General features: G+C 36.3%; 10 protein-coding genes. All 10 read left to right on the top strand.

Features of this window, described 5'->3' with window-relative positions; all coding sequences use genetic code 11:
• Positions 1-9 precede the first annotated feature (9 nt).
• Positions 10-1950 (top strand): RagB/SusD family nutrient uptake outer membrane protein, encoded by a 1941-nt coding sequence (locus B0M43_RS18725; protein WP_078007706.1) that lies wholly within the window; start codon positions 10-12, stop codon positions 1948-1950.
• Between the two features lie 210 nt (positions 1951-2160).
• Positions 2161-3894 carry a glycoside hydrolase family 43 protein gene (locus B0M43_RS18720; protein ID WP_078007705.1) on the top strand — a complete coding sequence of 578 codons (1734 nt, stop codon included), beginning with the start codon at positions 2161-2163 and terminating at the stop codon, positions 3892-3894.
• A gap of 10 nt (positions 3895-3904) precedes the next feature.
• Complete coding sequence (locus B0M43_RS18715) at positions 3905-5143, top strand: SGNH/GDSL hydrolase family protein (RefSeq protein WP_078007704.1); 1239 nt, start codon at positions 3905-3907, stop codon at positions 5141-5143.
• Between the two features lie 59 nt (positions 5144-5202).
• On the top strand, positions 5203-7926 hold the full coding sequence (locus B0M43_RS18710) for an alpha/beta hydrolase-fold protein (RefSeq protein WP_078007703.1): 2724 nt from the start codon (positions 5203-5205) through the stop codon (positions 7924-7926).
• 42 nt (positions 7927-7968) lie between these two features.
• Positions 7969-10494, top strand: coding sequence for a glycosyl hydrolase 115 family protein (locus tag B0M43_RS18705; protein ID WP_078007702.1), 2526 nt, complete (start codon positions 7969-7971; stop codon positions 10492-10494).
• 56 nt (positions 10495-10550) lie between these two features.
• Positions 10551-13013 (top strand): glycoside hydrolase N-terminal domain-containing protein, encoded by a 2463-nt coding sequence (locus B0M43_RS18700; RefSeq protein ID WP_078007701.1) that lies wholly within the window; start codon positions 10551-10553, stop codon positions 13011-13013.
• A 4-nt stretch (positions 13014-13017) separates the two neighbouring features.
• Positions 13018-15315 carry a glycoside hydrolase family 127 protein gene (locus tag B0M43_RS18695; protein WP_078007700.1) on the top strand — a complete coding sequence of 766 codons (2298 nt, stop codon included), beginning with the start codon at positions 13018-13020 and terminating at the stop codon, positions 15313-15315.
• A gap of 4 nt (positions 15316-15319) precedes the next feature.
• Complete coding sequence (locus tag B0M43_RS18690; protein WP_078007699.1) at positions 15320-16903, top strand: glycoside hydrolase 43 family protein; 1584 nt, start codon at positions 15320-15322, stop codon at positions 16901-16903.
• 345 nt (positions 16904-17248) lie between these two features.
• Complete coding sequence (xyl3A, locus tag B0M43_RS18685) at positions 17249-19843, top strand: xylan 1,4-beta-xylosidase (RefSeq protein ID WP_078007698.1); 2595 nt, start codon at positions 17249-17251, stop codon at positions 19841-19843.
• A gap of 122 nt (positions 19844-19965) precedes the next feature.
• Positions 19966-24102, top strand: a complete 4137-nt coding sequence (locus B0M43_RS18680) for a two-component regulator propeller domain-containing protein (RefSeq protein ID WP_078007697.1) — start codon at positions 19966-19968, stop codon at positions 24100-24102.
• Positions 24103-24343: the final 241 nt, after the last annotated feature.

Raw genomic sequence — 24343 nt, 5'->3', positions numbered from 1 at the left:
AGAAGAACTATGAAACGATATATTTTTAAAAACTTAATTATAGGATCAGTAGTTTTGTTCTCCTTTGCAGGCTGCTCTGATATTTTAGAAGAAAAACCACATGACTTTTATGAACCGGGTTATTTTAAAACTGAAAGTGGTGTAATTCAGGGATTGACCTCACATTATGCTCACTTACGATGGATTTACGGACAGGCATATTATTATAATTCTACTCAAACAGGTACAGATGAATATACTTACGGACAATTGGCAGATGGTAACTTTAAAGATCATGATTTATCTGGAGTAGGGGCTATTAATCCTACTTCAAGCAGAGCCGATGTGGTATGGAATAATTCCTATAATGATATTAATACTGCCAGCGGAATTATTGAAAATGGCGCAGCGGTTGGAGTAGCAAGCAAACTAATTGCTGAATCTAAATTCTTCAGGGCTTTTGATTACTTTTTATTAGTACAGAATTTTGGAGGAGTACCTTTAGATTTGGGAGGTGGAGAACTAAAATTTAACATTAATCCATCGAGGTCTTCAAAGCGAAATACAGTGCCTGAGGTGTATACTAAAGCGATCTTTCCGGATCTTACTGCAGCGGTAAATGAATTACCAGATGCGCCAAGATTAACTGGTACAGCAACTAAGACTTTGGCACGTTTGATATTAGCAAAAGCTTATCTTACTTATGGCTGGTGGTTAGAAAACCCAAACAATATTCCAACTTATCCTGAAGCTCCAAGAACAGATCCTGACGGACATAATGCACAATGGTATTTTCAGCAGGCATATAATATCGCTCTTGATGGTATTAATAATCCCGGATCTTACGGTTTACTGCCTTATTATTATGATGTGAATTTAGGATCTAATGACCGTAATAAAGAGATGATGCTTTATGCAGACCATACTCAGGCAAGTGAATACTACAATGGTGCAAGTCTTACATACGGCAGCGGAGGTTCACCAGATAATTTTGCCGGATGGATGGGAACATGGGATTATACCGCTCTTAGAAGTAAAAATGCGGCAGGAGCTGCAGTTTCTGCTGTACAGAGAGCCGCAGATCAATTCCTGGGTCGCCCATGGACAAGAATGGCGCCGCCAATTGAAATTTTTACAAATACATTTGCAGATAAAACAAATGATTCAAGATATGACGGAACTTTTGCTACAGTTTATCGTGGAAACTGGAATTTAATTGGAACAGGATTAACGGATATCGCTACGCTTTACAATGCCAATTCATTACCTGTAAAACCAGGTGATGCTATTTTAACTTTCCTAAACAGTGAGCCTGCAACGGCTATCAATTACACTGGAGGCGGCGGCAGCAATATTGGCGCCGGAGTTTTACCCGGAAGAGCTGATTATGTGATTTCTCCATTGGGAATAAGCAGAAGGGTATATCCAGGTTTGTGGAAATTAGGACCATATCGTACTGATAATGCCGGAGGATTGGGACAGCCTAACGCAGGTAGTACAAGACCATTTCCTATCGCGAAATTTTCAGAGCTTTATTTTGTTGCTGCAGAAGCTGCGGTAAAAGGGGCAACTGGTTCTATGAGCGCCAGAGATCTTGTAAATGTCATTAGAGCGCGTGCAGGTAAATGGCGTTGGGATAATAATGGAAATGTTGCAAAGAGTGCAGATAATAGTGCTTTGCTGACAAGCACAACTCCTGCTGTAATTGACATTAATTATATTTTAGCAGAACGTTCCCGTGAATATTTCGGTGAGGGTTACCGTTGGTATGACCTGGTGAGAACGCAAAAATGGAATGAACTTGCCGGTAAATATTCAATTGGCGGGCCAAATATAGGAGATCATACACCGCAGGTTGTGACAAGAACTATAGAACCGCATCATTACTTGCGCCCAATACCGCAAGGCCAGATAGATGGAATGGAAATGTCGCAAGCTGATAAGACAGCTTATCAAAATCCAGGCTATTAATATTAATACTAGAAGTAAGTTTTACCGTAATTATAAGTGTTAATTTTACAGAATAGCCCTTTAAGTTGGTAGTGTAATTTGCTTTAGTAAGAAGCCGGGGGATAATTCCCTCGGCTTTTAAATTATGAATTAAGTTACAATATTCAAGTCTCTTAAATAGAAGCTATCTTTTTTTTAAGAGTTACTAATCATAAACGAACAATCGCAAAAATGAAGCTTTCAAAAATAAATTTCTTACTATCGTTACTGTTTCTTTTTAATTTTAAAGCAATAGCAGCTGGTGATACCCTAATAAAAAAACAAAGTAAAAAACCTCCCGTGTTTTCTAATGTTGTGTATCAGGGAAATGACAATATTTATAAAAATAACCCATTAAAACCAGATGAATTTTATTCTCCGGTTTTACAAGGATGTTATCCGGATCCGGCTATTACCAGAAAAGGCGGTGATTATTTTATGGTGTGTTCTTCATTTGCTATGTTTCCAGGCGTGCCCATTTTTCACTCTAAAGATTTGGTAAATTGGACAGACCTTGGAGGCGTATTAAATAAAGTCTCCGAATTTAATCCGCACGATACCAGTATAAGCCAGGGCGTATATGCACCGGGAATAACGTATAATCCGCATAATGATACATTCTATATGATTGTAACCGCATTTTCAGGAGGACTAGGCAATATTATAGTAAAAACAAAAGATCCTATGAAAGGCTGGGGAAGCCCAATAAAATTAGGTTTTGACGGAATCGATCCGTGTATCTTTTTTGATGATAACGGAAAAGGTTATATCGTTCATAATGACGCTCCCGATAAAGGAAAGCAATTATATGAAGGTCATCGTGTTATTAAAGTTTGGGAATATGATCTGGAAAAAGATCAGGTGATTCCGGGAACAGATAAAATTATTGTAGATGGAGGAGTAGATCTTTCTAAAAAACCAATTTGGATAGAAGCGCCTCACTTGTATAAAAAAGACGGTCATTATTATTTAATGTGTGCCGAAGGAGGTACTGGCGGAAATCATAGTGAAGTTATTTTTATCAGTGACAGTCCAAAAGGGCCTTTTAAACCCGCCTCAAACAACCCGATTCTTACCCAAAGATATTTTCCGCAAAACAGAAAAGACAAAGTAGACTGGGCAGGACATGCCGATTTAGTCCTTGGACCTGATAATAAATATTACAGCATTTTTTTAGGCGTTCGCCCGAATGATAAAGACAGAGTAAATACAGGACGCGAAACTTTTATGCTTCCGGTTGACTGGTCAGGAACTTTTCCGGTTTTTGAAAACGGATTAGTGCCTTTAGAACCAAAAATAAAAATGCCAAAGGGTGTTACCGAAAACAAAACCGGTAAAGACGGATTCTTCCCAAATGGAAATTTTACGTTTACCGAAAATTTTACTTCTGATAAATTAGATTACCGATGGATCGGACTTCGAGGCCCTCGTGAAAATTTTATTGCAGTAACGAAAAGAGGACTTCAGATTAATCCTTTCGAAGTGAATATAAAAGAACTGAAACCTATTTCGACACTTTTTTACCGACAAATGCACAATACCTTCTCGTTTGCCACAACAATAGAATACAAACCGGCATCTGAAAAAGATCTGGCAGGTATCACATGCCTGCAAAACGAGCGTTTTAATTATGTTTTTGGTATCACAAAAAAAGGAAAAGACACCTATATTTTATTAGAAAGAACAGAAAACGGACAATCTAAAATAATGGCAAGCGCCAAAATTGATATCAAAAAAAATATACGCTTACAAGTAAAAGCAACCGGAGACAGTTACGAATTTAGTTATGCGCTAAATGGTACTGATTTTAAAAATTTAGGCGAAAGTGTTTCTGGAGATATTCTATCCACAAATGTAGCCGGAGGTTTTACTGGAGCATTGATAGGATTGTACGCAACGGCTGCAAATAATACACAGCCGCAATAAAAAATAAAATATGAAAAAAGCACATTTAAAAGTATTTTTGTTTTTGCAGCTCTTCTTTTTGGTTTTGGGTTGTCAGTCCAATCAGTCATCTGTGATGGCGCAAAACAAAACCAAAAACGAGAATTGGGTAGGAACCTGGGCTTGCGCGCAAATGCTGGTCGAACCTAACAATATGCCGCCTGCTCCGGGACTTTCAGAAAATACACTTCGACAAATTATCAGGGTTTCCATTGGCGGAAAACGTATGAGATTGCGTTTTTCAAATATATTCAGCGATCAGCCATCGGTTTTAAAATCGGTTAGTGTGGCCAATGTTGTCGATGCACCGATTGTTGATGCTAAAACACAAAAAGAACTTCGTTTTAATGGAAAACCGGAAATCACGATAAATCCGGAACAAGAAGTTTTTTCAGATGCTTTTGATTTTGAATTACAGCCCGGACAGCTTTTAGCGATTACCATTCATTACGGAAATACTTCGCAAAAAACATCCGGACATCCCGGTTCACGAACCACTTCTTATATTCTTGAAGGAGATCAAATTCAAAATACAGCTTTTGATGGTGCCATAAAAACAGATCACTGGTATTCGATTATGGGATTGGATGTCACAGCTGATCAATCGGCTGCGAATATTGTTTGTTTGGGGAATTCCATTACAGACGGTCGGGGCTCAGGAACGAACAAACAAAATCGATGGACAGATATTTTATCGGCACGATTATCTGCCAATAAAAAAACAGAAAAAATAGGCGTTTTGAACTTAGGAATTGGAGGAAATTGTGTAGTCAAAGGCGGATTAGGTCCAACAGCTTTAAATCGTTTTGACAGAGATGTATTATCTCAAAAAGGCACAAAATGGCTCGTAATTCTGGAAGGTATCAACGATATTGGTGGAATTAAAAATCCTGAAGACGCACCAATAAAAGCCCAGGAACTTATTGAAGCTTATAAAGTGATGATACAAAAAGCACATTCAAAAGGAATAAAAGTGTACGGCTGTACCATTTTGCCTTTTGCCAAATCATTTTATGATGCGCCACATAAACAAGAAGCCCGTGATATTGTAAATGCCTGGATCAGAAACAGCAAAGCCTTTGATGCGGTAATTGATTTTGATAAAGCAATGGTTGCAGAAGAAGGTTCAAAAACAATTTTATCCAACCTGCACGACGGCGATTTTTTGCATCCAAATGAAGCGGGTTATCTGAAGATGGGAGAAACAGTAGATCTCAATTTATTTAAATAACAGCTTGCATATTTTGAATTCGATTAAAATGATTTTTTGATAATAAAAACAAATCAACAATGAAATCAATACTTAGGTTTTTCGCATTTATTTTTCTTTTTTCAATAGCACAAAAGGGATATTCTCAAGATCCTAATTTTCATCTATATCTTAGTTTTGGCCAGTCGAATATGGAAGGATATGCCAAAATAGAACCGCAGGACAAAGTGGGTGTCGATGATCGTTTTCAGGTTTTACAGGCAGTCAATTGTCCTGAATTAAAGCGTGAAAAAGGAAATTGGTATACTGCCATACCGCCATTGTGCCGTTGCAGCACCGGATTAACACCAGTGGATTATTTTGGGCGAAATCTGGTAGCCAATCTGCCTAAAAATATAAAAGTTGGCGTAATCAATGTAGCCGTTGGAGGATGCAAAATTGAACTTTTCGATAAAAATAAAACAGCAGAATATGTAGCAACAGCGCCAGACTGGATGAAAGGCATACTAAAAGAATACGACGGAAATCCGTATGCAAGATTGGTAGAACTGGCAAAAATAGCGCAGAAAAAAGGTGTCATTAAAGGCATTTTATTACATCAGGGAGAATCGAATACAGGTGATACACTTTGGCCGAAAAAAGTAAAAATCGTCTATGATAATTTAATAAAAGACCTGAATCTGGATCCGAAAAAAGTGCCTTTGCTTTCGGGAGAAACCGTAAACGAAGTCCAGAACGGTAAATGTGGCAGTATGAATAAAATTATTGCGACATTGCCCAAAACGATTCCCAATTCGTATGTTATTTCATCTAAAGGATGTACTGCAGAACCTGACTTTTTACATTTTAATGCCGCAGGTTACAGAGATTTGGGAAGACGTTATGCCGATAAAATGCTTTCGTTATTGGGATATAAATTGGCTGATGGAAAATTGCCTTTTATAGTGCAGGCGCCTCTTGGTTTTGATCAGTTAAATAGCAGTATTCCGGCGGGAAAAATAGAAGCGATTACTTATGAATCCAAAACAGTTGGATCTACAAGAAAAGTAACTATTTATACACCTCCGGGATTTAATAAAAAGAAAAAATATCCTGTTTTATATCTTTTACACGGAATTGGCGGCGATGAAAAAGAATGGCTAAACGGAGGAAATCCGCAAATTATATTAGACAATCTTTTTTCAGAAGGAAAAATTGAACCTATGATTGTGGTGATGCCAAACGGCAGGGCAATGAAAGACGACAGTGCGACCGGCAACATAATGGCACCCGATAAAGTGCAGGCTTTTGCTGCTTTCGAAAAAGATTTATTAAACGACTTGATTCCGTTTATTGAAAAAAAATACCCGGTTTTGAAAGACAGAGAACACCGCGCCATCGCCGGATTATCAATGGGAGGCGGACAATCTTTAAATTTTGGATTAGGGAATTTAGATAAATTTGCCTGGGTTGGCGCTTTTTCAGCAGCTCCAAATACTAAAATGCCCAAGGAATTACTTCCCAATCCCGAAGAAGCAAAAAAGAAATTAAAACTACTCTGGATTTCCTGCGGAGATAACGACTGGCTTATCGAAAACAGTAAACGAACGCATGATTATTTATATAAAAATGATGTGCCGCACATTTATTATATCGAGCCCGGAGTTCATGATTTTAAAGTCTGGAAAAACGGATTATATATGTTTTCACAATTCTTATTTAAAACTGTTGATCAAAACAATTTTGCAGCTTTTACCATTTTAGGAAATCCTGCGCAAACCAATATTCGTACTGCAAAATATCCTCAAATATTACCGGATAACAGAGTAATTTTTAAAGTCAACGCTCCTGAAGCTTCAAAAGTACAAATCGATTTGGGCAAAAAATACGATATGACCAGAGATTCAGATGGATATTGGACAGTAACTACAGAGGTAATCAACAAAGGATTTAATTATTATTCCCTGTTGATTGATGGCGTCGCGGTTGCAGATCCGTCAAGTCAGACATTTTACGGAATGGGACGTATGGCAAGTGGTATCGAAATTCCAAATAAGGAAGGTGATTTTTATGTTTTAAAAGACGTTCCGCATGGTGATATCAGAATCAAGAAATACTTTTCAAAAGCAACCAATTCATGGCGTGAAATGTATGTGTACACACCGCCGGGTTATGAAAATGCTACAGAAAAATATCCGGTTTTATATCTTATGCACGGCGGAGGTGAAGACCAAACAGGCTGGGCAACTCAAGGAAAATCAAATTTAATATTAGACAATTTAATTGCCGAAAATAAAGCAAAACCAATGGTCATCGCAATGCTCGACGGCAATATGGGAAACACAGGCGGCGTGGCAGGTTTTAATGAAAATGCACTAAAAGCTTTTGAAAATGAATTAAAAACCGGAGCAATCCCATTTGTAGAAAGCAATTTTAAAGTTGCAAAAGATGCTAAAAACAGGGCTTTAGCCGGATTATCAATGGGTGGTTTGCAAACACTTTATACTGGCGTTAAAAATTCTGACTTGTTTTCTTATATAGGCGTATTCAGTTCAGGCTGGTGGGCCAACAATACGGCTTTATCAGAACCGCAGTACGAGTTTATGAAAAATAATGCCGGAACGATTAATGCGAACATCAAAGAATTTTGGATTTCTATGGGTGGCAAAGAAGATATCGCTTATGAAAACTGCAAAATTATGATGAAAAAGTTCGACCAGCTCGGAATCAAATATAAATACAGCGAATATCCGGGCGGACATACGTGGCCAGTCTGGAGACATGATTTATTTATGTTTACACCGTTATTATTTCAGCAGAAATAAAGATTTTAAAATAGTAATTGAATTGCATAATAAATTAAGTTCATGAATACATTTTCAAAATATAGCCTCACATTTCTTATCGTTTTTAGTTGTACTTTTTTAAAAGCGCAGTCGTTTATTACAACTCAAAAAAGCGACAATGTTATTGTTCTGAAAGAGAAATCTTCACCCTTATCCTTTCTTGTCAGTGACGGAACAGATGCCGGTATTTTACGTGCAATCACTAATTTACAAGTTGATTTTGAAAAAGTTACGGGAGAAAAACCATCAATCTTAAATCAGAAACCAAACTCATCTTCACCACTGATTATTATCGGAACAATTGGAACCAATTCAGTTATTGATGATTTGGTTAAAGCAAAAAAAATTGACGGAAAACAGCTTAAGGGTAAAAATGAAAAGTTTAGTATTCAGAATATTAAAAATCCATTTAAAGGAGTCGAAGAAGCGATTGTAATTGCCGGAAGTGACAAACGCGGAACGATTTACGGCATTTACGAATTATCGAAACAAATTGGCGTTTCCCCTTGGTATTATTGGGCTGATGTGCCTGTCGAGAAAAAAGAGAATATGTATTTTATAAAAGGAATTTATAGCGATGGAGAACCTGCCGTAAAATACAGAGGAATTTTTATCAACGATGAAGCGCCGGCATTAAGCGGCTGGTCGAAAGCCACATTTGGCGGATTTAACAGCAAGTTTTATGAGAAAGTCTTTGAATTATTACTTCGGTTAAAAGCAAATTACATCTGGCCGGCCATGTGGGGAAATGCTTTTTATGATGATGATTCTGCCAGCGGACCTTTAGCGAATGAAATGGGAATTGTTATCGGAACATCGCACCACGAACCAATGGCTTTGGCACAAACCGACTGGCGCCGATATATTAAAAAAAATAACCTGCCGAATGTTTGGGACTACGCTAAAAATAAAACCGTTCTTGATGAATTCTGGAAAGGCGGAATAGAACGCAGTAAAAATTGGGAAAAGCTAGTTACTATTGGAATGCGCGGAGACGGTGACGAAGCCATGAGTGAAGAAACCAACATAAGCCTGCTGGAAAATATCGTAAAAGAACAAAGAAAAATTATTGCTGATGTAACGCAAAAAAAGCCTGAAAAAACACCTCAGGTTTGGGCTTTGTATAAAGAAGTTCAGGATTATTATGATCAGGGAATGCGTGTTCCGGATGATGTTATTTTGCTTTTCTGCGATGACAATTGGGGAAATGTGCGCAAACTGCGCGACTTGACAAAACCTTTGCACAAAGGCGGTTACGGTATGTATTATCACTTTGATTATGTAGGAGGTCCAAGAAATTCAAAATGGATTAATATTAGTCCGATTCAAAGAGTTTGGGAACAAATGAATTTGAGCTACGAACATGGCGTTGATAAAGTATGGATTGTAAATGTTGGAGATTTAAAACCAATGGAATTTCCGATCAGTTTCTTTTTAGATATGGCTTGGAATCCAAAGAAATTTAATTCTCAGAATCTTTTTGAATTTACAGAGAAATGGGCAGCTGATCAATTCGGAACAAAACACGCCAAAGAAATTGCAAGATTATTAAATACGTATCCAAAATTCAACCGAAGAGTTACACCCGAAATGCTTGACAGCAAAACCTATAGTCTGGAAAATTACAACGAATTTCAGACCGTGGTAAATGACTATAAAAATCTGGCATTGGATGCTTATCGAATTTACAATGAAATTCCGAAAGAATATCAGGATGCCTATTTTCAGTTGGTTTTATACCCAATAGATGCCTGCAGCAATCTTTATGAAATGTATTTTGCTCAAGCCAATAACAGAAAATTGTCGTCAGAAAAAAATAGTTTGGCGAACGCTTTTGCAGATCAGGTTAAAATTAATTTTGAAAGAGATTCTGTGCTTCAAAACAAATACAACAATGAAATTTCAGGCGGAAAATGGACGCATATTATGGACCAGATGAGAATTGGATATAAGGCATGGCACGATACTCCGAAGAACATTTTGCCGGAAGTAAGTTATGTTTCTGAAAAAGATCAGATTAAAAGAAAAGTATTCGCAGAAAAAGACGGTTATGTTTCCATTGAAGCAGCACATTTTTCTAAAGTAAATAATTCCAATACAATTCACTGGGAAGTGATTCCTGATTTTGGAAAAACAAAAAGCGGGATCACGACATTTCCACAAAATAAGTATCCGGCTCAAAACGAGAATATTTTTGTCGAATATGAAATTGATTTTGCTTCAACCGGAGAATTTAATGTAGAATTGCTTTTGGCTCCAACGCTTAATTTTAACAGCAACAAAGGCCTTCGTTATGAAGTTTCTTTTGATGAAGAAAAACCGCAAACCATAAATTTTAACAGACATTACCGTGGAGAATTAGGAAAATGGCAGGCCGAGCATCTGATTCATTCGAGTACTAAACATAACATTTCGAAACCCGGAAAACATGTGTTGCGTTTTCGTGTTTTAGATCCGGGAATTGTGCTGGAGAAAATTGTAATCAATACCGGAGGATTAAAACCGTCGTACTTGGGGCCGCCGGAAAGTAACAGGATTGCAGAGTAAAATTTAATAATAACAGCGTTTTTTATAGCATTTGAAATCATACGAACCCATTATTTATGAAAATATATTTAATTCCCATATTGCTGTTTTTCGGAGTTTCATTATCTGCTCAGCAGACAGATGATTTAAAGCTTTGGTATAAAAGTAGTGCAGGAGCCGTTTGGGAAAATGCCCTGCCCATTGGCAATGGTTTTCAGGGAGCTATGGTTTATGGAAATGTTGAGAAAGAAGTTTTTCAATTGAATGAAGCAACTGTCTGGAGCGGAAGTCCAAATCGTAATGATAATCCGAATGCAAAAGAAGCTTTGAGTGAAATAAGAAAACTTCTTTTTGAAAAGGAATATAAAAAAGCCGAAAAGTTAATAAACGAAAATATCATTACTAAAAAATCGCACGGGCAAATCTTTCAGCCTGTGGGGAATTTAGAATTGAGTTTTTTAAATCAGCAAGATTTTACAGATTATTATAGGGAACTGGATATTGAAAAAGCCGTTGCAAAAACTACTTATAAAGTAAATGGCATTACGTATACCAGAGAAGCATTTACCTCTTTTCCGGATCGCGTTTTGGTGATTAAACTTTCAGCAGATAAACCCGGAAAGGTTTCATTTTCAGCAGCTTTTTCTTCGGAACATAAAAAAAAGGAAATAATCGTTAGCGGCAATAATGAACTTTTACTTTCGGGCACCACAAGCGATCACGAAGGAGTAGAAGGAAAAGTACAATTTAAAGCCATAGCAAAATTTAAAATTCAGGGTGGGAATATAAAAGCAGCTGGCAATTCTGTACAAATAGAAGATGCCGATTCTGTTTTGATTTATGTTTCGATTGCTACCAATTTTAAAAATTATAACGATATCAGCGGCAATGAAAACGAACTCGTAACCTCTTTTCTGAATAAGGCTTTTGATAAGTCTTATGATAAAATGAAGGAAGCGCACATCGCTTTTTATCAAAAATATTTTAAAAGAGTTCAGCTTGATTTGGGAACTACAATAGCCTCAAAATTACCGACAGACGAAAGACTAGCCAATTTCAGAAAGGTTTCAGATCCTTCTTTTGTGACCTTATATTATCAATACGGACGTTATTTACTGATTTCTTCCTCACAGCCAGGAGGTCAGGCGGCCAATCTTCAGGGGATTTGGAACAAAAGTATGACACCGGCCTGGGATAGTAAATATACAATCAACATTAATACCGAGATGAATTACTGGCCGGCTGAAAAAACGAATTTATCTGAAATGCATGAGCCGCTTTTAAAAATGATTCAGGAATTAGCACAAACCGGAAAAGAAACAGCCAAAGTAATGTACGGTGCCCGCGGTTGGATGGCGCATCACAATACCGATATTTGGAGAATTAACGGAGCCGTTGACGGCGCTACCTGGGGAGTATGGAATGCAGGCGGCGGATTGCTGAGTCAGCATTTATGGGAACATTATTTGTATACAGGTGACAAAAAATATCTGGCATCGGTATATGAAACATTAAAAGGAGCTGCTGATTTTTATGCTGATTTTTTAGTAAAAGATCCTACAAACGGCTGGCTGGTCGTGGCACCCGGAAATTCACCTGAAAATGCTCCGGCCGCACATCAGGGTTCTGCAGTAACGGCGGGTTCAACGATGGACAATCAAATTGTATTTGATGTTTTTACTTCCGTTATAAAAGCATCAGAAGTATTGGGGAAAAACAAGCAATATGCAGACAGTTTAAAAACAATAAGAAATATGTTGCCGCCTATGCAAATAGGAAAATACAATCAGCTTCAGGAATGGCTCGATGATGTGGATGATCCCAAAGACAATCACCGTCATATTTCGCATTTATATGGTTTATATCCTTCTAATCAGATTTCTGCTTATAAAACGCCCGAACTTTTTGCAGCAGCAAAGAATACGTTGCTTCAAAGAGGCGATATTTCTACAGGCTGGAGCATGGGCTGGAAGGTGAACTGGTGGGCAAAAATGCAGGACGGCAACCACGCTTACAGCCTGATTCAGAATCAGCTCACACCGCTTGGTGTAAACAAAGAAGGAGGAGGAACTTATAACAATCTTTTTGATGCACATCCGCCTTTTCAAATTGATGGCAATTTTGGATGTACCTCCGGAATAACCGAAATGTTGATGCAAAGTTCCGATGATGCAATTCATCTGCTTCCCGCTTTGCCGGATGCCTTAAAAGAATATGGCGAAATTTCAGGACTAAAAGCGCATGGAGGTTTTGAAATCAAGAACTTGAGATGGAAAAACGGAAAATTAATTGCCGTAACAATTCAGTCCAATCTTGGCGGAAATTTGAGATTAAGAACGCCAAATGAAATCAGAACAAAAGACAATAAAAATTTAAAAATAGCGTCGGGAATTAATTCAAATGTTTTTTACCAAACTGTGGAGGTCAAAAAGCCGGTTATTGCGGAAGAATCGACTATAAAACCATTGGATATTGCCCCAACTTATTTGTATGATATAAAGACTGAAAAAGGTAAAAGCTACAGTTTCTTAATTAAATAATACTATGAAAAATCTTTTTAGAAAATATAAAATCTTTTGTTGCTTGTTCGGATTGTGGATCACATCTTCTGCAACAGCACAAATGCAATTGTTTGATTTAAAAGAAGTAAGGCTAAAAGAAGGTCCGTTTAAAAATGCTCAGGATGTTGATCTGAAATATATTTTAGAACTCAATCCAGACCGCCTTTTAGCACCTTACCTTATCGCCTCTGGAATACCCGTTAAAGCAGAACGTTACGGGAATTGGGAAAGCATAGGACTTGACGGACACATTGCAGGACATTATCTATCTGCATTAGCGATGATGTATGCTTCTACCGGAAATAGGGAAGTTAAAAACCGACTGGATTATATGATCTCAGAACTGGAGATATGCCAGCAAAAAAACGGCAATGGTTATGTGGGCGGAATTCCGCAGGGAAAAGTTTTTTGGGATCGCATTCATAACGGAGATATTGACGGAAGCAATTTCGGATTAAATAATACGTGGGTTCCGCTGTACAATATCCATAAACTTTTTGCCGGTTTAACCGATACGTATCATTACACTGGAAATGAAAAAGCAAAAGAGATTTTGATAAAACTGGGCGATTGGTTTATCGAATTAATTCGTCCACTTTCTGAAGAGCAAATTCAAAATATATTAAAAACAGAACACGGCGGTATAAACGAATCTTTTGCCGATTTATATATCATCACAAAAAACAAAAAATATCTGGAAACTGCTGAAAAAGTTTCGCACTTAGCCATATTAAATCCGCTGGAGAAAAAAGAAGATAAGTTAACAGGATTGCATGCCAATACCCAAATTCCAAAAGTAATTGGATTTGAGAAAATCGGCAGACTTTCCGGAAATAAGGACATGACAGATGCCGCGCAGTTCTTTTGGGAAAATGTAACCCAAAAGCGAAGTGTAGCTTTTGGAGGAAATAGTTTTGCAGAACAGTTTAATCCAACCGAAGATTTCAGCGGGATGTTAAAATCAAATCAGGGGCCGGAAACGTGTAATTCCTATAATATGGAACGTTTGAGCAAAGCTTTATTTTTAGACCAAAACAAGGTAAGTTATCTTGATTTTTACGAGCGTACGCTTTACAATCATATTCTTTCGAGCCAGCATCCTGAAAAAGGCGGTTTTGTTTATTTTACTCCCATCAGACCCAATCATTATCGCGTGTATTCACAGCCGGAAACCAGCATGTGGTGTTGTGTGGGTTCGGGGCTTGAAAATCATTCGAAATATGGAGAATTAATTTACAGCCATACAGAAAATAATGTTTTTGTAAATCTCTTTATTCCGTCTGTTTTAGACTGGAAAGAAAAAGATATTTACATCGAGCAAACTACCAAATTTCCGTATCAAAACAGCACAAATCTTGTTTTAAAACTGAAGAAGAGCAAAACATTTTCTATGAATATCCGCTATCCGGAATGGGCTGAAGATTTTGAAATTTCGATTAATGGAAAAATTCAGAAAATAGAAGCGAAGCCTTCCAGTTATGTAACAATTACAAGAAAGTGGAAATCCGGAGATCAAATTTCGGTTACATTTAAAACTTCTACACATTTAGAAAATTTGCCGGACGGTTCCAACTGGAGTGCTTTCGTAAACGGACCTATTGTATTGGCTGCCAAAACATCCAACAAAGATTTAGACGGATTGTTTGCCGATGACAGCCGAATGGGACATGTAGCAGCCGGTAAATATTATCCGTTGGATCAGGCAGATGCGATAATTGGAGACAAAGCAGCGTATATCGCAAAAATGAAGGATTTGGGAAACCTGCATTTCCGTTTAGATTCATTAGAACTACAGCCGTTTTTTGAAATTCACGACGCGCGATATCAAATGTATTTTCAAAATTATACCAAAGAACAATATCAGGAAAAGCATGCTCTTTTGAAACAGCAGGAAATACAGGCATTGGCTCTGGAAGCTAAAACCGTTGATAAAATTAATTGCGGTGAGCAGCAGTCAGAAGTAGATCATCGTTACAAAGGCGAAAAAAGTGATTCGGGTTATGACGATACAAAAGCCTGGAGAAGTACCAAATCGTATATTTCTTATCAGTTATTAAATAAAAACAAAGCCGGAAAGTATTTGGATATCATTTGCACAGGCGATTTTAAAACGGATAATATCACGATTCTCATCAATGAAAAACCGGCTTCGATTATTTCTACAGCAAATAAGACCATTCGATTAAATGTCGAAAAGATTGAAATGGTAAACATTACCATAAAATCTAATGACGGAAGCAATAGTCCGAAGTTTCATCAATTCAGAATTTTAAAAGAGTAAATAAATGATGCCAGATAAAATAAAAATCAGTAATGTTTTTTTTAGTCTTTTTTTGCTTTTTACCTTATGTAATTATGCACAAAACAAGGCGCAGAATCCGGTCATTTTTGCCGATGTTCCGGATATGTCTATCATTCGCGTCAACGATATATATTACATGAGCAGCACGACCATGCACATGAATCCGGGCGTTCCCATCATGAAATCGAATGACTTAGTCAATTGGAAAATAGTCAATTATGCCTATCAAACATTAGAAGATGATAACGATAAACTAAATCTGGATAATGGAAAAAATGATTACGGAAGAGGTTCGTGGGCAAGCAGTTTAAATTATCATAATGGCATTTATTATGTAAGCACTTTTTCAGGAACGACGGGTAAAACCTATATTTTTTCGACAAAAGATATAGAAAATGGGCCTTGGAAAAGAACCGTTTTGAATTCTTCTTATCACGATCATTCTATCTTTTTTGATGATGACGGAAAAGTTTATATGGTTTGGGGAGCAGGAAAATTACAGATTGTTGAATTACAATCAGATTTGTCTGCTGTAAAAGAAGAAACAAAAAAAGTATTGATTGAAAATGCCAGTGCGCCTGCAGGAAACAATATTATGCTGCAATCTGAAGGTTCACAGCTTTTTAAAATTAAAGGAAAATATTATCTGTTTAATATCGTCTGGCCCAAAGACGGCATGCGAACGGTCATTATACACAGGGCAGATCAAATTTCAGGTCCGTGGGAAGGAAAAGTAGGATTGCAGGATTTAGGAGTCGCCCAAGGCGGACTGATAGATACGCCAGACGGAAAATGGTTTTCATACTTGTTCAGGGATTTTGGCGGTGTCGGACGTATTCCTTATTTCGTTCCGGTTAAATGGCAAGACGGCTGGCCAGTTTTAGGCCAAAATAATAAAGTACCGGAATACCTGGATTTGCCTCCAAACAAAAGTGTAATTCCCGGCATTGTAAACTCCGATGATTTTGATCGAAAAAAGAATGATCCCGATTTGCCTCTAGTCTGGCAATGGAACCATAATCCGGATAACTCGCTTTGGTCGGTAAAAGAAAGAAAAGGTTTTTTAAGATTGAAAACCGGAAGAATCGACAGCAGTTTTGTTCAGGCAAAAAATACATTGACGCAAAGAACTTTTGGCCCTCAAAGTTCCGGAACTATTGTAATTGAGATTTCTAAAATGAAAGACGGTGACTTTGCAGGACTTTCTTTATTGCAAAAAGAGTACGGATTAATTGGCGTAAAAGCGGAAAAAAATGCGAAGAAAATCGTCATGATAGAAGCGCTTAAAGACATTCCTGCAGAGATACAAAGTATTCCGTTAGCTCAGGATAAAATTTATTTAAGGGCTGAATGTAATTTTAAGGACAAGATAGACGAAGGCCAATTCTTTTACAGTTTAGACGGTAAAAAATGGATTAGTATCGGAAAAACAATAAAACTACCTTATACACTTCCGCATTTTATGGGATATCGATTTGGTTTGTTCAACTACGCAACTAAAAATATTGGCGGTTATGTAGATTTTGATTATTTCCGTATTAAGGGTCAAATTTCAAAAAATAATTAATTCAAGTTGCCAGATTAACAATTCAATACATAAGCTGGCGCTAAAAAAGTTTAATCCCTACGGGATATTTTTTCTGGTAGTAAAGTTCAAACGTGCTGTTTGTCATTTCGACGGAGGAGAAATCTCCGCGAGAAGCTCGACAAAGACTGGATCCTCGTTGCGGAGTTACTTGTGGAGATTTCTCCTCCGTCTAAATGACATAAAATGAGAAAAAAATGCAAAAAGCTTAACTTAATGACATTGCCCGTAGGGACTACGCTTTATTAACTATCAACTTGAATTAATTAGTTTACGATTTAACCAAAATACAATACGCATTAATATATTAACTCAAATAGAATAATCATGAAAATTAGTTATCTGTTTATTATAAGTTTACTATCTTTTTTTAGTGTAAACGCACAGCAATATTCTTATAAGAATCCTACTCTTAGTTCATCAGAACGTGCAAAAGATTTAATTTCACGATTAACGCTTGAAGAAAAAGCGGCATTAATGTGCGACCAGAGTGATCCGATACCCAGACTTGGCATTAAAAAATTCAATTGGTGGAGCGAAGCCCTGCACGGTTATGCGAACAATGATAATGTTACCGTTTTTCCGGAACCTATTGGTATGGCAGCCTCTTTTGATGATCAGTTGGTTTTTAATGTTTTTGATGCAGTTTCTGATGAAGCCCGTGCAAAATACAACCAATGGATTAAGGGTGGCAATGAAAACAAACGATTTTTAAGTTTATCGGTTTGGACACCAAACGTCAATATTTTCAGGGACCCGCGTTGGGGACGCGGTCAGGAAACGTATGGAGAAGATCCGTATTTAACTTCCCGAATGGGAATTTCTGTGGTAAAAGGATTGCAAGGTCCTGCCGATGCCAAATACCGCAAACTTTTGGCCTGCGCCAAACATTTTGCCGTGCATTCTGGTCCGGAATGGAGCCGACATGAACTGAATTTGAATAATATAAATCCCCGTGAATTATACGAAACCTATTTGCCTGCCTTTAAGGCATTGGTACAAGATGCCGATGTGCGTCAGGTGATGTGTGCGTATCAGCGTCTGGATGATGAACCTTGCTGCAGTAACACACGTTTATTACAGCGAATTTTGCGTGACGAATGGGGTTTTAAATACCTAGTAGTTTCAGATTGCGGTGCTGTTACCGATTTTTATACCACGCATAAAGTTTCTTCAGATGCAACACATGCTGCCTCAAAAGCCGTTTTGGCAGGAACGGATGTTGAATGTGTTTGGGAGAAATATCCGTTTAAAAACCTTCCGGAAGCCGTTGAGAAAGATTTAATTAAAGAATCTGATATTGATAAAAGTCTGCTTCGTGTTTTAACGGGACGTTTTGATCTGGGCGAAATGGATGATGATGCCATCGTGCCGTGGGCCCAAATTCCGGCTTCTGTGCTTAACAGTAAGAAACATCAGCAATTAGCGCTCGAAATGGCGCAAAAATCGATGACTCTTTTACAAAATAAAAACAATATTTTGCCTTTAAATAAAGCCATCAACAAAGTGGCAGTAATTGGCCCAAATGCAGATAATGAACCAATGTTATGGGGAAATTACAATGGAACCCCCGTTAAAACCATCACTATTAAAAGTGGAATAGAATCAAAAGTCGCACAAAATAAAATCGTGTACGACAAAGGCTGCGATTTAGTCGAAGATAAAGTCAACCAAAGTTATTTTGACCAGATTTCATTTGAAGGCAAAAAAGGAATGAAAGCCACTTATTGGAACAATCCAAACAGAGAAGGGAATAGTGTGGCAACGCAGCAAATTATAAATCCGATAAAAATGACTACTGCCGGACAGCATGAATTTGCTTCGGGTGTTAAACTGGAAGGATTTTCTGCCAGATATGAAACGGAATTTCTGGCGAAAGAAAAGGATAGTCTTGTTTTTAAAACCGGAGCTACCGGAGCTTTTGAATTATTAGTTAATGGAAAATCCATAGCAAAATATACCAATTGGCGCACTGTTCCCGGAAAAATTGCCTTTGGAGTTGAGGCGGGCAAAAAATATAAAATCGAAATTCTATATGCGCAATCCAACAATTGGCAGGCAAATCTTGAATTTGATTTTGGAAAAGAACACGATATCAATTTCGCTGCATTAATTCAAAAATTAAAAGGCATCGATACTGTAATTTTCGTGGGCGGACTTTCTACACTTCTTGAAGGGGAGGAGATGCCGGTTTCTTTTCCAGGTTTTAAAGGGGGCGACAGAACCAATATAGAACTTCCTGCCGTTCAGAGAAAATGTTTGCAGGAGCTTAAAGCTGCCGGTAAAAAAGTAGTTTTTGTAAACTGCTCCGGTTCTGCTATTGCTTTTGCACCAGAAACAGCCAGTTGTGATGCTATTCTGCAAGCGTGGTATCCGGGCGAATCAGGTGGTCAGGCTGTCGCCGATGTGCTGTTTGGAGATTATAATCCTGCGGGAAAACTGCCGGTTTCTTTTTATAAAAATTCAGACATTTTAGGCGATTTTGAAGATTATTCAATGAAAGGGCGTACTTATAGATACACTACCAATGTTTTGTTTCCTTTTGGTTTTGGTTTAAGTTATTCAAAGTTTCAAATTGGTACGGCAAATCTCAGTAAGACAAAGATAAAATCAAATGAAAATACACAATTGAATTTTTCAATAAAGAATATCAGTAAAAGAGAAGGAACAGAGATTGTGCAGGTGTATGTTCGAAAAGTGAATGATAAAGATGGTCCTTTAAAAACATTGAAAGCTTTTAAAAGAATCAATTTAAAAGCCGGCGAAAAGCAGGATGTCACTATTGATTTACCTGCTGCTTCATTTGAATTTTATGACGAAAGCACGAGAGGAATAAATGTAACTTCGGGTGAATATGAAGTGTATTACGGTACGAGTTCAGATGGAAAAGATTTAAAAACGACAAAACTATTTGTACAATAAGATTTCATCTTTATAATTAAAAAATAAACAAGTAATCAAAATCTGTCTTATTCATTGAAAATCAAATGATAAGTTTCGGTTAAAAGAGCATATATTTATTTTAATTTACTAACCATTTTATAATGTCCCAAAAAAAATATTTTAGAGCCCTTGTTATCTTATTTTTTGCAATTAATAGTATGTTTTCTCAAAATACATTTGAAGACTATCAATTTCGGTTATTAAATAAGGAGACCTCAAAAAGTGGTATATATACCATTACCCAGGATCAGTCCGGGTTTTTGTGGATTGGGACTAATGGCGCGGGTTTATTTAAATATGATGGAATAAATTATGTTGCATATGAGCAAAACTCTAAGCTTAGTAATGCTATCAATAGTAATCTTATATATGTTACTTATGTAGATACTCACAATAGGCTGTGGGTAGGAACAGATGAAGGATTATGCTTGTATAACAGGAATTTAAATACTTTTGAAAGTATTGATATTCAAAAAAAGATTAAAAAAGAAACAGTCATTTCTGTAAAAAGTATTATCGAAGACAATAATGGAAATCTTTTTCTGGGAACGTTTAATAGTGATTTGCTGAAATTAAATATTAAAACCCGCGAAATTACCAAGATTAAAACGAATGTTTCAAATACACAAAATTACCTGATCAATTGTTTGGTAAAGGATAAAAAAGGGACTATCTATCTGGGAACTAACTTTGGTTTAAAAGCAGTTGACCCGATAAAAAATGAGATTAAAAAAGTAAACATTGGAAAAAATAATGAAAAGCTCTCCTTAAATATTATTTCCATGTTTATAGACCGCACACAAAACCTCTGGATTGGCAATGGATTTAAGGGACTTGTAAAGATTGATTTAAAATCTAAAGTGAAAGAAGCCGCTTACTATCCTATTACCAGAAAAAGAATCATGTCAATATTGGCAACAGATCCTAAAACAATTCTTTGTGCGACAGAAAATGATGGTTTAATCATTGTAAACGATGAGGGCATTGTTCAAAAAAAATATGCAAACAGTAAATACAATAATCGCAGTTTAGGTTCCAATTCTGTCTGGTCGTTATTTTTAGATAAAGAAAATAGAATTTGGCTGGGCTATTACAATAAAGGTTTAGGTGTTTTTGATAAAATAAACAGCAAAGTAAGTATCATCGAAAGTTTGCCCGGAAATTTACAGTCTTTACAAACCAATTGTGTTACTGGTATTGCCAAAGACCAGCAAGATCAGTTGTGGATTTCTATGGAAGGCGGAGGAGTCGATGTTTACAATACGATTACTAAAAGCTTTAAACATATTACCAAATCTGATCGAAGTTTTTATTCTGGATTAACCAATGATAATATAACGAATGTATTTATTGATAAAAAGCAAAACATTTGGTTATCAAGCTGGAATGAAGGGGTTTTTGTTTTAAAAAAGGGAAGCAATAAATTTATTAACTACAGCACAAAAAACACTCCCGGTTTTGCATCAGATAATATCATGAGTATTGCCGAAGATTCGAGAGGTGTAATCTGGATTGGAACTTTTTCAAAAGGACTGCATTATTATACTCCATCGGATGGACAATTTCATCATTGTAATTCTAAACCGTTTTATACCAGTGGAATAATAAATTCAGACATCAGAAAAATAATAGTAGATTCAGATGATGCCGTTTGGGTGGGTTCAACAACAGGTTTGTACAGGGTCAATACAAATGATTTAGTTTCTTTTACAGTAACTTCTTTTAGGGATAAAATGTCTGAAAAGCTTAAAAATCATAAAAGTACCCATACTATTAATACTTTATACGAAGCCAAAAACAAAGAAATTTGGATTGGTACTGATGGAGCCGGATTATTTAGCTATGATAAAAAAAAAGGCAACATAAAATGGTATATCAACTTTAAAGGGCTGAACGAAAAATCAATATCGTCTATTGTAGAATCAAATGACGGGAGTATTTGGTTAAGCGGAAAAAAAGGAATTACAAAACTGGATTTAAAAAACAATACTACCGCTAATTATTCGATCTATGACGGTCTATTGGGAAATGATTTTAATAATAACGCTGTCCTCAAAGACGAAAAAGGATTGCTATATTTTGGAAGTTATGAAGGCTTAAATTATTTTAATCCTGCCAGCTTGGTTAAAAGCAAAAAACAGCTGCCGGTTTACTTAACAGATCTGAAACTTTTTAATAAATCAGTAGGTCCGCTCGAAAAAAACTCACCCTTAATAAAAGTAATATCGCAGACAAAAAAGATCATTCTTAAGCACGATCAGTCTGTATTTACAATTGATTTTATTGCTGTAAATTATTCTTTCCCAGCCAGAAATGAATTCGCTTATTATTTAGAAGGATTTGAAGATTCATGGAATTATGTTGGCAGTAAACGCTCGGCCACCTATACAAACTTAGCGCCGGGAAAGTATATCTTTAAGGTGAAAGCCTCAGAAAAAAATGGAGTCTGGAATCAAAATCCGCTGGAATTACAAATTGAAATTTTGCCGCCCTGGTGGAAAACACCTTTTGCGTATTTATTTTATTCCTTATTACTATTAGCTGCAATTTATTTTACGAACCAATACTATCAAAATCGTTTTAAACAAAGACAAATGATAGAATTTGAACAGAAAAAAGCAATTCAGATTGAAAAATTAAATAATAAAAAACTACAATTTTTTACCAATATTTCGCATGAATTCAGAACGCCGCTTACTTTAATTTTAAATCCGTTAGGAGATATAATGAAGAACCATAACCTGGATTTACCGCAAAGTGTCTTGAGTAAATTACAGACTATTCAAAAAAGTTCCGACAGGCTTTCAAGATTAATCAATGAGCTGATGGATTTCAATCAGCTGCAATTTAATAAAATGCCTCTAAAAGTGCAGTTTATTGAACTAGTTGGTTTTACAAAGGAAATTGCCAGTTATTTTGATGAAGAAGCGTTAAGTCGTGGAATTGAATTGCATTATGAATCAAATAAAAAAACATTTAAAGATTGGATAGATCCAAAGATGTTCGAAAAAATTATTTTTAACGTCATTTCAAATGCCTTTAAAGTAACTCCTGATAATGGAAAAATAATAATAAAAATATTGGTTAACGAAGAATTAGTTCATTTTCCTTTGATAAATTCAACCAACGCCACTCCTTGTTTTGAAGTTATTATTGAAGACACAGGTTCTGGATTAGATAAAAAAGATATTAAGAAAATTTTTGACCGTTTCTATCAGGTAAATAATTTGAATAAAGCGTATTACGGAAGTACAGGAATAGGACTGGAGGTTGTTCGCGGATTTGTAGAGTTGCATAAAGGAAAGATCGAAGTAGAAAGTAAATTAGGGTTTGGTACCACTTTTAGATTACTATTTCCACTCGGAAAGGAATTCTTCAATGAAAACGAAGTGATGCTGGAGGAATTTAAAAAAGAGAAAAAAATAAGTTTCACACCCATTACCGAAGAAACTGCCATTCTATCAACAGATGCTCAGGATAAACAAGAGCGAATTTACACCATTTTGATTGTTGAAGATAATGCCGAATTACGAAATTATTTAAAAAATGAACTCAAAAAGGAGTACAAAGTTTTAACAGCAGAAAATGGTCAGGTTGGTTTAGAATTAGCGCTGCAAAAACTGCCTGATTTGATTTTAACAGATGTCATTATGCCGGTTATGAATGGTTTAGAATTGTGTGCAAGTATTAAAGCAGATTTGACAACCAGCCATATTCCGTTGATGATGCTGTCTGCAAAAGCATTGATTAAAGACAGGTTAGAAGGTATTGATTCCGGTGCAGATATTTATTTGAGTAAACCTTTTGATATGGATATTCTGCGTTCCAGTTTAATTCAGCTTATCAAAAGCAGACAAATTATGTTTAATAAATTTTACAACGGAATTACTCCAAAAGCAAAAGAAAAAACAACTACTCTGGATAATGAATTTATAAAAAATGTACTGAATTACATCAATCAAAATATTAGTGAATACGAATTGAGTGTCGAGGTTCTCGCTTCGAAAGTGTTTTTAAGCAGAAGCCAATTGTATCGAAAAATAAAAACATTAACAGGTGTAACAGTAAATGAATTTATACGCAATGTTCGTTTAGAAAAAGCAAAAGAACTCATAGAGTTGGGTAATGATAATATGTCTGAGATTAGTATCAAGGTTGGTTTTAGTTCCCCTTCTTATTTTACAAAATGTTATAAAGAAAAATTTGGCTATCTGCCAACACACAATAAGAAGCAATAATAGTATTGAAGTAAAAAAAAGTTTCAAAACACCATTTAAAAATTGAATATTTAACTACCGGTTTGACTTAAGTCCGGATAAAAAAGATGAGAAGCTGTATCACTTATTTGTGAGACAGCTTTTTTGCTTTAATAAAAAACCGATTTCAATTTGTGAACAGGTATCATAATCAATTTGTTTAAAACGTAATGAATTAACATGAAACATAAATTTTAGATAATTATTAAAAACGCTTAAATAA

Origin of the sequence: Flavobacterium sp. KBS0721 (genome assembly GCF_002007065.3) — a bacterium.
Taxonomy (GTDB): domain Bacteria; phylum Bacteroidota; class Bacteroidia; order Flavobacteriales; family Flavobacteriaceae; genus Flavobacterium; species Flavobacterium piscis.
Note: the sequence above shows the minus strand (reverse complement) of the source record. Positions and strands in the feature narration are given on the sequence as shown.

Coding starts and splice junctions, on each gene's coding strand:
- xyl3A (WP_078007698.1), top strand. CDS start 17,249: ATGAAAATTAGTTATCTGTTTATTATAAGTTTACTATCTTTTTTTAGT.
- B0M43_RS18705 (WP_078007702.1), top strand. CDS start 7,969: ATGAATACATTTTCAAAATATAGCCTCACATTTCTTATCGTTTTTAGT.
- B0M43_RS18695 (WP_078007700.1), top strand. CDS start 13,018: ATGAAAAATCTTTTTAGAAAATATAAAATCTTTTGTTGCTTGTTCGGA.
- B0M43_RS18715 (WP_078007704.1), top strand. CDS start 3,905: ATGAAAAAAGCACATTTAAAAGTATTTTTGTTTTTGCAGCTCTTCTTT.
- B0M43_RS18690 (WP_078007699.1), top strand. CDS start 15,320: ATGATGCCAGATAAAATAAAAATCAGTAATGTTTTTTTTAGTCTTTTT.
- B0M43_RS18710 (WP_078007703.1), top strand. CDS start 5,203: ATGAAATCAATACTTAGGTTTTTCGCATTTATTTTTCTTTTTTCAATA.
- B0M43_RS18700 (WP_078007701.1), top strand. CDS start 10,551: ATGAAAATATATTTAATTCCCATATTGCTGTTTTTCGGAGTTTCATTA.
- B0M43_RS18680 (WP_078007697.1), top strand. CDS start 19,966: ATGTCCCAAAAAAAATATTTTAGAGCCCTTGTTATCTTATTTTTTGCA.
- B0M43_RS18720 (WP_078007705.1), top strand. CDS start 2,161: ATGAAGCTTTCAAAAATAAATTTCTTACTATCGTTACTGTTTCTTTTT.
- B0M43_RS18725 (WP_078007706.1), top strand. CDS start 10: ATGAAACGATATATTTTTAAAAACTTAATTATAGGATCAGTAGTTTTG.